The 10,829-nt window shown below is 44.4% G+C and carries 9 protein-coding genes; 4 read left to right on the plus strand and 5 right to left on the minus strand.

What is annotated here, in order from left to right; all coding sequences use genetic code 11:
* The first annotated feature begins 154 nt into the window (after positions 1-154).
* Genes N4310_RS05360 through N4310_RS05370 form a run of 3 tightly spaced genes read left to right on the plus strand, consistent with a single transcriptional unit; the run spans position 155 to position 3,909 of the window.
* Positions 155-1,198: a dihydrolipoamide acetyltransferase gene (locus tag N4310_RS05360; RefSeq protein ID WP_160332226.1), complete on the plus strand. Its 1,044-nt coding sequence runs from the start codon at positions 155-157 to the stop codon at positions 1,196-1,198.
* Between the two features lie 12 nt (positions 1,199-1,210).
* Complete coding sequence (gene lpdA, locus N4310_RS05365; RefSeq protein ID WP_262092371.1) at positions 1,211-2,911, plus strand: dihydrolipoyl dehydrogenase; 1,701 nt, start codon at positions 1,211-1,213, stop codon at positions 2,909-2,911.
* An 8-nt stretch (positions 2,912-2,919) separates the two neighbouring features.
* The gene (locus tag N4310_RS05370; protein ID WP_262092372.1) at positions 2,920-3,909 is read left to right on the plus strand and encodes a lipoate--protein ligase; all 990 of its coding nucleotides are present in this window, start codon (positions 2,920-2,922) and stop codon (positions 3,907-3,909) included.
* A gap of 36 nt (positions 3,910-3,945) precedes the next feature.
* Here the strand turns inward: N4310_RS05370 and xerS are convergent, their stop codons facing one another.
* From xerS to N4310_RS05395, 5 genes are all read right to left on the minus strand, one after another.
* Positions 3,946-5,016: a tyrosine recombinase XerS gene (xerS, locus tag N4310_RS05375; RefSeq protein ID WP_262092373.1), complete on the minus strand. Its 1,071-nt coding sequence runs from the start codon at positions 5,014-5,016 to the stop codon at positions 3,946-3,948.
* Positions 5,017-5,343: 327 nt separating this feature from the next.
* Entirely contained in the window at positions 5,344-6,030 is a 687-nt protein-coding gene (gene ldcB, locus N4310_RS05380) for an LD-carboxypeptidase LdcB/DacB (RefSeq protein ID WP_262092374.1), read from the minus strand.
* Between the two features lie 85 nt (positions 6,031-6,115).
* On the minus strand, positions 6,116-7,684 hold the full coding sequence (gene ffh / locus N4310_RS05385) for a signal recognition particle protein (RefSeq protein WP_262092375.1): 1,569 nt from the start codon (positions 7,682-7,684) through the stop codon (positions 6,116-6,118).
* A gap of 9 nt (positions 7,685-7,693) precedes the next feature.
* Entirely contained in the window at positions 7,694-8,026 is a 333-nt protein-coding gene (locus N4310_RS05390) for a putative DNA-binding protein (protein WP_160332220.1), read from the minus strand.
* Between the two features lie 57 nt (positions 8,027-8,083).
* Positions 8,084-8,779, minus strand: coding sequence for a GntR family transcriptional regulator (locus N4310_RS05395; RefSeq protein WP_262092376.1), 696 nt, complete (start codon positions 8,777-8,779; stop codon positions 8,084-8,086).
* A gap of 135 nt (positions 8,780-8,914) precedes the next feature.
* On the opposite strand from N4310_RS05395, the gene guaA reads away from it, so the two are divergent.
* Complete coding sequence (guaA, locus tag N4310_RS05400; RefSeq protein WP_262092377.1) at positions 8,915-10,480, plus strand: glutamine-hydrolyzing GMP synthase; 1,566 nt, start codon at positions 8,915-8,917, stop codon at positions 10,478-10,480.
* Positions 10,481-10,829: the final 349 nt, after the last annotated feature.

Below are 10,829 nucleotides of genomic sequence, written 5' to 3' on the forward strand. Positions count from 1 at the left end.
TGCCATTGTTTTTTGGCAATTTCTGATGATTTTTTAGCTATTTACACGGAGTTGTTTGAGGTATGAATAATTTGGGGAGAATGCGATGATTCCAACAGTTGAAAGTATTAAAGAAACCATTCTGAAAACCGTAAATAAAGAATAAGGAGAAGCAATGTCTGACGAAAAACTAAGAGCAACTCCTGCAGCTCGTAAATTAGCGGATCAATTGGGGATTAATCTCTATGATGTAGCTGGAACGGGAGCAAAAGGACGGGTCCATCAAGAAGATGTAGCGGACCATAAGAATGCCCATGTAGTCCGAATTTCACCCTTGGCAAAACGGATTGCCATGGAACACAATATTGCTTGGCAAGAAATTCAGGGGCGGGGAGTCAATGGTAAAATTATGAAACAGGACATCTTGGCTCTGCTACCAGAGAACCTCGAAGAAGGAACCACCAAGTCTCCAGCTGTGATTGAAAAAGTCGAGGAAGTTCCAGATACACAAACCGAATGGGGAACGATTGAACGGATTCCAATGACACCGATGCGCAAAGTCATTGCCCAACGCATGGTCGATTCTTATCTCACTGCACCAACCTTTACCCTCAATTATGAGGTTGACATGACCGAGATGTTGGCCTTACGTAAGAAGGTTCTGGATCCAATTATGGAAGAGACAGGCAAAAAGGTGACTGTAACCGACTTGATTTCACTAGCGGTGATCAAAACCTTGATGAAACACCCCTACCTCAACTCTAGCTTGACCGAAGATGGTCAAACCATTATTACCCATGATTATGTGAATTTAGCCATGGCTGTAGGGATGGATGGTGGTCTCTTGACCCCGGTTGTCTTTAATGCCGAAAAACTATCCCTCTCCCAGCTGGTTGTAGCCTTTAAAGATGTCATTGGTCGCGCGCTGGATATGAAACTAGCTCCAAGTGAATTGCAAAATTCAACCTTTACCATCAGTAATCTGGGGATGTTTGGTGTCCAATCCTTTGGTCCCATCATCAACCAACCCAACTCAGCGATTCTTGGTGTGAGTGCAACAATTGAGAAGCCAGTCGCCTTAAATGGTGAAGTGGTTATCCGCCCGATGATGAGCCTTGGTCTCACAATTGACCACCGTGTCGTAGATGGGATGGCAGGGGCTAAATTTATGAAAGACTTGAAAGCCCTGATTGAGAATCCTATTTCAATGTTAATTTAGAAGGAGTAAAGAATGGCCTTAGAAGTAATTATGCCTAAAGCCGGTGTCGATATGACCGAAGGTCAAATCGTCCAGTGGAATAAAAAAGTAGGAGAATTTGTCAAAGAAGGGGAAATTCTTCTGGAAATCATGACTGACAAGGTCAGCATGGAATTAGAAGCTGAAGAGGATGGCTACCTCATCGCTATTTTGAAAGGCGACGGGGAAACGGTACCGGTCACAGAAGTCATTGGTTACCTCGGAGCCGAAGGTGAAAATATTCCAACAGCTTCTGCAGCCGCTCCAGTTGCGGATAGTCCTAGTGCAGCTCCAGCTCAAGAAGATTCGAGCAAGAGTGATGCTGCTTATGACATCGTTGTAATCGGTGGTGGTCCTGCTGGATATGTAGCTGCCATTAAGGCTTCTCAATTAGGTGGTAAGGTGGCCTTGGTTGAGAAAACAGCCCTTGGTGGAACCTGTCTGAACCGTGGCTGTATCCCAACCAAAACCTATCTCCACAATGCTGAGATCATTGAAAGTTTGGGACATGCCGCTGACCGTGGAATCATGGTTGAAAATCCAAATTTCACTGTCGACATGGACAAGGTTGTCGCTACCAAAGATAAAGTCGTTGCTACACTGGTTGGCGGTGTTGGAGGTCTCATGCGCTCTTATGGAGTCGATGTTCACATGGGTGTCGGAACCATCACCAAAGATAAAAATGTCCTAGTTGATGGAAGCACGCTCCTTGAGACCAAAAAGATTATCCTAGCTGGTGGTTCCAAAGTAAGTAAAATCAACGTTCCGGGTATGGAATCTGAGCTTGTTATGACGAGTGATGATATTCTGAACCTTAAGGAAGTTCCAGAACACCTGGTTGTTATTGGTGGCGGAGTAGTCGGAATCGAATTGGGACAAGCCTTTATGACCTATGGTTCGAAGGTTACTGTTATCGAAATGACCGATCGCATTGTCCCAGCTATGGATAAGGAAATTTCGAAGAGCCTACGTCTCATCTTGGAACGCAAAGGCATGACCATCCATACTGAAACCAAACTTGAAGAAATCATTGAAGAAAATGGTAAACTGCGGATCAAGGTCGCTGGTCAAGACGATATCGTAGCTGATAAAGCCCTTCTTTCAATCGGACGGGTTCCAGACTTGGAAGGTATGGGAGAAGTTAACTTTGACCTAGAAAATGGCCGTATCAAGGTCAATGAATACATGGAAACCTCTGTGGCAGGTGTTTATGCTCCTGGGGACATCAATGGAACCAAGATGTTGGCGCATGCGGCTTTCCGGATGGGAGAAGTGGCCGCAGAAAACGCCCTAAAAGGCAACCATGTGGTAGCTAAGTTGAACCTTACACCAGCTGCTATCTATACTCTACCTGAAGTCGCTGCGGTTGGTTTGACCGAAGAACAGGCGCGTGAAAAATATGACGTGGCTATCGGTAAATTTAATTTTGGAGCCAATGGTCGTGCGATCGCTTCTGATGCCGCCCAAGGCTTTGTAAAAGTTATTGCTGATAAGAAATATGGAGAAGTTCTAGGAGTTCATATTATTGGTCCAGCTGCAGCCGAATTGATCAATGAAGCCTCTACCATTATTGAAATGGAGATCACCGTGGAAGAAGTTCTTAAAACCATCCATGGCCACCCAACTTACTCAGAAGTCATGTATGAAGCCTTTGCAGATGTCCTCAATCTAGCTGTACATGCTCCCAAGAAATAGGAGATTTCATGAAATACATTGTTAACGAAAGCAACGACACCGCTTTTAATATCGCTCTGGAAGAGTATGCCTTCAAGCAAATGCTGGATGAAGATATGATCTTTATCCTCTGGATCAACAAACCATCCATCATCGTTGGCCGTCACCAAAATACCATTGAAGAAATTAACCGAGACTATGTTCGGGAAAATGACATTGAAGTTGTCCGCCGAATCAGTGGTGGTGGGGCTGTATACCATGACTACAATAATCTCAACTACACCATCATCTCCAATGAGGATCAAGACAAGCTGTTTGATTTCAAGAGTTTCTCGATCCCAGTCATCAATACCCTGGCAGAACTAGGGGTCAAGGCTGAATTTACCGGTCGTAATGACTTAGAAATCGATGGTAAGAAATTTGGTGGAAATGCCCAAGCCTATATCAAGGGACGGATCATGCACCATGGAGCTTTACTTTTTGATGTAGACCTATCTGTCCTCAGTAAAGCCCTTCAGGTTTCTAAACATAAAATCGAATCCAAAGGGGTGAAATCAGTTCGAGCGCGTGTGACCAACATTGTTGACGAGCTTGAAGAGAAAATTTCGGTTCTGGAATTCCGCGATCTACTATTGGATTACATGAAAAAAGAATATCCGGAAATGACCGAATACACTTTCTCAGACACTGAACTGGAAGAAATTCACCGAAACCGCGATGCCAAATTTGGGAACTGGGATTGGAACTACGGTAAATCTCCAGCCTACAACATTCGTCGCACCATTAAATTCTCAAGTGGTTTGATTGATGCCTACGTCAATGTGGTTGATTCACGCATTGATAATCTCAAGATTTACGGAGATTTCTTCGGAATTGAAGACGTAGCGGCAGTAGAGGAGGCCTTAATCGGCCTAGCCTATGAAAGAGACGTAGTCCTTGCCAAACTCCAAGAATTGGATCTAAGCCGCTATTTCGCTGGCATTTCAGCTCAAGAAATTGCAGAAGCGATCGTAGAGTAGGACTCGTAAGCAGCTATAATGAATGATAAAAATGCCTTAGAGTTTATCTAAGGCATTTTTTTGCTCTTCGTCGACAATATGGGTATAGAGATCTGTAACCTGAGTACTGGCATGCCCCAGTTGATGGCTAACCAAAACTTGAGATTTAGTAGCATCATAGAGCCGAGTTGCCAGAGTGTGGCGTAGTTTATGGGGAGTGACTCGAATTTTAAAGGATTCTGAATACTTGGCAACCATTTTTTCAATACTAGAAGCATCCATCCGATTGGCCTGACCTCGGTACTCACTTAAAAAAAGTGCCAGATTCTGTTTTTCAGGCTTGTAACGTTTATCACGAATCTCTAAGTATTGTAGCAGATAGGGTTTGGCAAAGCCCGCAATAGGAACGGCATCCCGTCGTCCACCTTTCCGAGTGACCTCAGCAATCATCATCTGAACATTGAGGTCCCGCACATCTAGGTTAACTGCTTCAGATAAACGGATCCCCGAGGCCAGTAGCAAGGCTATCAAAGCTAAATCTCGCTCTTTATTTTTCTCATAGGAGCTGAGGGCGCGTTTGGACAGTTGTTTGGGATAATCATCCTCAATGTGGCGAAGGAATCCCTCGGTCTTGTCTCCTAAAAAGAGCTTTTGCTTAATTGTCTCCGCCCTCGCTGCCAAAGTTTCCTTTTTCTTTTTTGTAGCAACTTTTTTCATGACATTACGATAGAAATAAGGTTCGCCTTGCTCGTTTTCAACTTCCTCGGTTAAAAATTTAAAGAGACTTGAGAGAGCCGAGAGGGTCCGGTTAATGGTTGTTTGTGACAAGCCGGTCTTGGTAGAATTGGTATTTAACAAGGGACGTTCACGTAGGTACAAAACAAAGGCCTCTAAATCTTTTTTGGATAGATGCTCCAGCGTTTCAATCGGAATCTCCTTGATTTCTGTAACCGAAACTAAATCGGTCTCCATCAACCATGAAAAAAATCGCTGGTATTCTTTTAGATATTCGTATAAGGTTGGAAAACTGTAAGGAACGGTTAACTTGGATTGGTAATATTCCAAAACGTACCAAGGCATGACTTGTTTTAAATCTTCAATTTTTTCTAGTAATAATTCACGACGCATAAGCACCTCCAAATTCTCTAATAGTAGTGTATCAAAGACAAAAACTTTTTTCAAGAAAATTACAGTTTTTCGGAAAGATGTTATTGACTGAACTGCTAACCACTTTTGGATCCTCGATTTTATAAAATCTTTAAAAAGCTCTTTTGGGCCAATAATCCTATTCTCTTTTCGACTTAAAAACTCTAAAAAGATTTATTTTCAACCAAAGACGTTCCTAGGTTTGCAGATTCAGTAATTTATCCCCTCTCAAAACTCCCCAAAATAAATTTATGTTAATCAGATTCCCCCAGATAGCCTAAAATTTTCAGACTATCTGGGGAACTCTTGTTAATCTTCATAATCCCCGCCAGGCACCTCAAAGTATTCTTCCAGACTCAAACCGGATTGAGCAATCTTTTTGGCTTCTGAGCCAATATACCGAATATGCCAGCTTTCTGCTGTGTAACCCGTGATTTCTTCCTTGTCCTCTGTATAACGGACAATAAAGCCATAATCTGCAGCATGCTCACGTAGCCACTGGCTAACCCTTGTTTCCGTTAAAAGATTTCCTGCTGTATCAATAAGATCGTAGGCTAGACCTGTTTGGTGTTCACTATAGCCAGGTCGGGCTGAATAACGATCGGCTTCAGCCTGACCGTCTTGAGCAACATAATTTTGATACAGTTGGCTTTGATTCTCGTAGGAACGATAACCGCTATAATGGTCACTGATTGGGAAACCTTCCTCCTGCATAGCTGCAACCAGCTGCTTAAAAGCGGCTTGGACTTTTGGGTCTTCTCCAGGAGCATAGTTGGCATTCAGCGGATGCTTTTTATTCACAATGATAATTTCCTGGCCATCGGCTCCTTGAACACTGTAGTAATTTCCTTGGTAACGAACCTTATTTACTCCTGGCTGTTCCTTGCTCGCGGATTGCTGGCTTGGATTTTCTGAAACCTTCTTTTGGGCTTCTTGACCACAGGCTGCTAAAGCCAGGACCATGCAAACCAAGACCATCCATTGTTTTCCTTTCATCAGACCCCCTTGTGTTGGATATCACATATTCAGAATGTGCTAGAAAACTCAAGGTTTTCTGGATCGACCTTGAGTTTTTCCGGCTCTATTTTTTCTTCCGTTTTTTCTTGGCTTTTTTCAGCTGTTTGTTCATGCGGTTCATGGCTTGTTTGGTTGCAAATTGGCCGAGTTTACCTTTGAGGCCGCCGCCGAAGAATTGGCTCATGTCCAAATCGCCACCGAGAGCGGAGAGGTCTGGCATGCCATTGGTTCCCATCATGTCTTCCAAGGCGGACAGGTCCATGCCGTTCATGTTAGGCATATTTTTCGGAAGCTGGTTGGGATTCATGCCCATTTGCTTCATCATTTTAGTCATGTCGCCGGACATAACCCCTTGCATCATTTGTTTGGCCTGGTTAAAGTCCTTGATAAATTTGTTGACTTCGACAAAGCTATTGCCTGAACCAGCAGCAATCCGGCGGCGGCGGGCAGGGTTTAGTAGGTCTGGATTTTCCCGTTCAGCGGGGGTCATGGAGTAGATGATGGCCTTGCGGCGGGCTACTTCTTTTTCATCGACCTTAAGATTTTTCAGCGCTGGATTGCCAGCCATACCTGGAATCATCTTCAGTAAATCTTCCATTGGTCCCATGTTTTGGACTTGGTCCAGTTGGTCTAGGAAATCATTGAAGTCAAAGGTATTTTCCCGCATTTTTTCAGCGATCTCAAGACTCTTTTGCTGATCGTATTCCTGAGAAGCTTTTTCAATCAGCGTCAGTAGGTCTCCCATGCCGAGGATTCTGCTGGCCATGCGGTCTGGGTAGAAGGCTTCGATGTCGGTAATTTTTTCACCCGTACCGGTGAATTTAATCGGTTTTCCAGTGATTTGGCGAACGGATAGGGCTGCTCCTCCACGGGTGTCACCATCCATTTTGGTCAGAATCACCCCGGTTACTTCCAATTGTTGATTGAATTCACGGGCGATATTAGCTGCTTCTTGACCGATCATGGCATCGACAACCAAGAGAATTTCATTTGGTTGGGCAAAGTCCTTGATATCTTTCAACTCCTGCATGAGCAGTTGGTCAATCTGCAAACGTCCCGCCGTATCAATCAGAACGTAGTCATTTTTCTGTTCACGAGCCTGCTCTAAACCAGCTTTGACAATATCGAGGGCGGGGACTTCTGTTCCCATGGCAAAAACAGGGACATCAATTTGCTGGCCAAGGGTTTTCAATTGATCAACCGCAGCTGGTCGGTAGATATCCGCCGCGATCATTAAGGGACGGGCATTTTCTTCCTTCTTCAGCTTGTTGGCCAATTTCCCAGCGAAGGTTGTTTTACCTGCCCCCTGAAGACCAGCCATCATGATAATGGTTGGAATCTTAGGTGATTTTTCCAGCTCAGCTCGGTCTGATCCCAAGAGGCTGGTCAGCTCCTCGTTGACAATTTTAATCACCTGTTGGGCTGGGTTAAGGGTATCAATAACCTCTTGTCCCAAAGCCCGTTCCCGGATTTGTTTAATAAAGTCTTTAACAACAGGAAGGGCCACATCAGCCTCTAAGAGGGCCATGCGAATTTCTTTGGTTGCTTCCTGAATATCTTTTTCATCAATCTTGCCTTTTTTCCGTAAGTTTTTAAATACGGACTGCAGGCGATCAGTTAAACTTTCAAACATATTTCATCCTCACTCTCGGTTATCAATACTGGTTAAAATGTCAATTTTTTCCTTGAGAAAAGTGTCCTCTGGGTAGGCGGTTTGGATTTCCTCCAAAATCTGGCTGCGAACAATATAATCCGAATACATATGCAGCTTGCGCTCATAATCCTCCAAAATCCGCTCGGTCCGCTTAATATTGTCGTAAACAGCCTGGCGACTAACCTGGTATTCTTCTGCAATTTCCGCCAAGGAATAATCGTCCGCATAATACAACTCAATATAGTTCATCTGCTTATCCGTTAATAAAGCAGCATAAAACTCAAACAGAGCGTTCATGCGATTGGTTTTTTCAATTTCCATAGTATTTCCATTATATCAAAATACGAAAGAAACCGCCTGATTTTCGAGGCGATTTCCTTAGTTTTCAAAATAAAATTCAAAGCGATCAGCCGCATATTGGCTTTTAACGTATTCAAAGGCTTGCCCATCTTCCAGGTAGGATAATTGAGTGAGCGCTAAAACTGCCTGACCCTTGGGAAGTTTTAGATAGTGGGCAATGGGATCCCCTACCAGCTTAGCACTGATGGTCTGGCTGGACTTGCCAATACGGTAGCCCTTTTCTTCAAGGCTTTGGAAAAAGTGGCTGGTTACCTGCTCTTTGGGCAGGTCTTTGATAAATTTCTCTGGGATAGAGGCAATTTCATAAACAACGGGGAGATCATCGGCATACCGGACCCGCTCCATGCGAATAATATTTTCCTCCTTGGTAATCCCCAAGCAGTCCACCTCTTGCTGGCTGGGTAGGGTTCGCCGATAGGAAATCAGCTGACTGGACGGTACCTTTCCTTGCGATTGAATAATCTCTGTAAAAGAGGTCGTTCCCCTCATTTTTTCTTGCACACGGGTCGAAGCAATAAAGGTTCCACTTCCAACGCGACGCTCCAGTACCCCTTCTTCAACTAAAAGTGTAATGGCCTGGCGCAGAGTCATCCGACTCACCTGGTAGTGGGTCGCTAAATCTCGCTCGCTAGGCAGGCGCTGCCCAATCTTCCATTGGCCCTGATCAATGGCGGTTTTAATATCATCGTGTATTTCTAAGTAAGCTGGGCGCATGGCTCCTCCCCCTTCCTTCTTTTTATTTTAGTGACCTAGTGAGGAAAAGTCAACTTAATGTAGCTTTCTTGGCAAGGACTAAGGTCTATGATACAATGGAAACTATAAAAAATCTAACATTAGGAAAGGGATTAGATGACTACAATCACTCCTGACATGAAAGATGTCGAAAAAATTATCGTTCTGGATTATGGTAGCCAATACAACCAATTGATTTCCCGTCGTGTACGTGAAATGGGCGTATTCTCTGAACTAAAAAGCCATAAACTCAGTGCCCAAGAAGTGAAAGAGATGAACCCAATCGGAATCATCCTCTCCGGTGGTCCAAACTCTGTCTATGAAGAAGGATCCTTCGATATTGACCCAGAAATCTTTGAGTTGGGAATCCCTGTACTCGGAATTTGTTACGGAATGCAACTGATGACCCATAAGTTGGGTGGAAAAGTTGTGCCGGCTGGTGAAGCTGGAAACCGCGAATACGGCCAATCCAACTTAACCCATACACCTGACAGCTCACTCTTTGCGGCAACACCTGAGGAGCAACTGGTTTTGATGAGTCACGGTGATGCGGTTACAGAAATTCCAGAAAACTTTGTCCGTACCGGTACTTCTTTAGATTGTCCTTTTGCAGCGATTGAAAATCCGGATAAAAATCTCTACGGGATTCAATTCCACCCAGAAGTTCGCCACTCCGTCTACGGTTTCAATCTTTTGAAAAACTTTGTGTTCAACATCTGTGGAGCCAAAGGCGACTGGACTATGAACAACTTCATTGAGATGGAAATCAAAAAAATCCGTGAAACCGTTGGTGATCGGAAAGTCCTCCTTGGTCTTTCCGGTGGAGTTGATTCCTCAGTTGTTGGTGTGCTACTTCAAAAAGCCATTGGTGACCAATTGATCTGTATCTTTGTGGATCACGGACTCCTTCGTAAAGGTGAAGCCGACCAGGTTATGGACATGCTCGGAGGCAAATTCGGCCTTAATATCGTCAAAGCCGACGCTGCTGAACGTTTCTTGTCTAAACTAGCTGGTATATCGGATCCTGAACAAAAACGGAAAATCATCGGTAACGAGTTTGTTTATGTCTTCGATGATGAAGCCCGTAAATTGGACGGAGTTGATTTCCTAGCCCAAGGTACCCTCTACACAGACATCATCGAGTCTGGAACAGACACTGCCCAAACGATTAAATCCCACCACAACGTGGGTGGTCTCCCAGAAGATCTGCAATTTGAATTGATTGAACCCCTCAACACCCTCTTCAAAGATGAAGTCCGTGCCCTCGGAACAGAACTTGGCATGCCAGACGAAGTTGTATGGCGCCAACCATTCCCAGGACCAGGACTTGCTATCCGTGTGATGGGTGAAATCACAGAAGAAAAACTCCAAACCGTCCGCGAATCCGACGCCATCCTCCGCGAAGAAATTCAAAAAGCTGGCCTCGACCGTGACGTTTGGCAATACTTCACCGTTAACACCGGCGTTCGCTCTGTCGGCGTTATGGGAGACGGACGGACTTACGACTACACCCTCGCCATCCGTGCTATCACATCCATCGACGGCATGACCGCCGACTTCGCCCAACTACCATGGGACGTCTTGAAAAAAATCTCCGTCCGCATTGTCAACGAAGTCGACCACGTCAACCGCATCGTCTACGACATCACCAGCAAACCACCCGCAACAGTTGAGTGGGAATAAAAAGGTCCAGTGGACCTTTTTATCCCGAGCTTAAAAATTAGAGAGCGAGGTTGAGTCCAGTGGACCTTTTTATCCCGAGCTTAAAATTTAGAGAGCGAGGCTGAGTCCTGTGGACTGGTTTACCCGCCTCCTAAAAATGAGAAAGAGGCGCTAGATCCTGTGGACATGTTTATCCGTTCCCTAAAAACATACTAAGCTTAGTAGTGAGGAAATCTCCGACGGGAGAAAGTACTCACTACTTTTCTTTATGTTAAAGTAGAGGTGTCTTGTTAATACTCATTGAAATTCAAAATCTGAAAAAAGCCATTCTCTATGGACAATAGATTTTAGATCAGACCAATGCAAATTT

This window comes from Streptococcus danieliae (genome assembly GCF_025447695.1).
Lineage (GTDB): Bacteria > Bacillota > Bacilli > Lactobacillales > Streptococcaceae > Streptococcus > Streptococcus danieliae.

What these genes read in the sequence shown, in the direction of transcription:
- N4310_RS05360 (WP_160332226.1), top strand. Translation starts at nt 155, where the DNA reads ATGTCTGACGAAAAACTAAGAGCAACTCCTGCAGCTCGTAAATTAGCG.
- guaA (WP_262092377.1), top strand. Translation starts at nt 8,915, where the DNA reads ATGACTACAATCACTCCTGACATGAAAGATGTCGAAAAAATTATCGTT.
- ffh (WP_262092375.1), bottom strand. Translation starts at nt 7,684, where the DNA reads ATGTTTGAAAGTTTAACTGATCGCCTGCAGTCCGTATTTAAAAACTTA.
- ldcB (WP_262092374.1), bottom strand. Translation starts at nt 6,030, where the DNA reads ATGAAAGGAAAACAATGGATGGTCTTGGTTTGCATGGTCCTGGCTTTA.
- N4310_RS05370 (WP_262092372.1), top strand. Translation starts at nt 2,920, where the DNA reads ATGAAATACATTGTTAACGAAAGCAACGACACCGCTTTTAATATCGCT.
- xerS (WP_262092373.1), bottom strand. Translation starts at nt 5,016, where the DNA reads ATGCGTCGTGAATTATTACTAGAAAAAATTGAAGATTTAAAACAAGTC.
- N4310_RS05395 (WP_262092376.1), bottom strand. Translation starts at nt 8,779, where the DNA reads ATGCGCCCAGCTTACTTAGAAATACACGATGATATTAAAACCGCCATT.
- lpdA (WP_262092371.1), top strand. Translation starts at nt 1,211, where the DNA reads ATGGCCTTAGAAGTAATTATGCCTAAAGCCGGTGTCGATATGACCGAA.
- N4310_RS05390 (WP_160332220.1), bottom strand. Translation starts at nt 8,026, where the DNA reads ATGGAAATTGAAAAAACCAATCGCATGAACGCTCTGTTTGAGTTTTAT.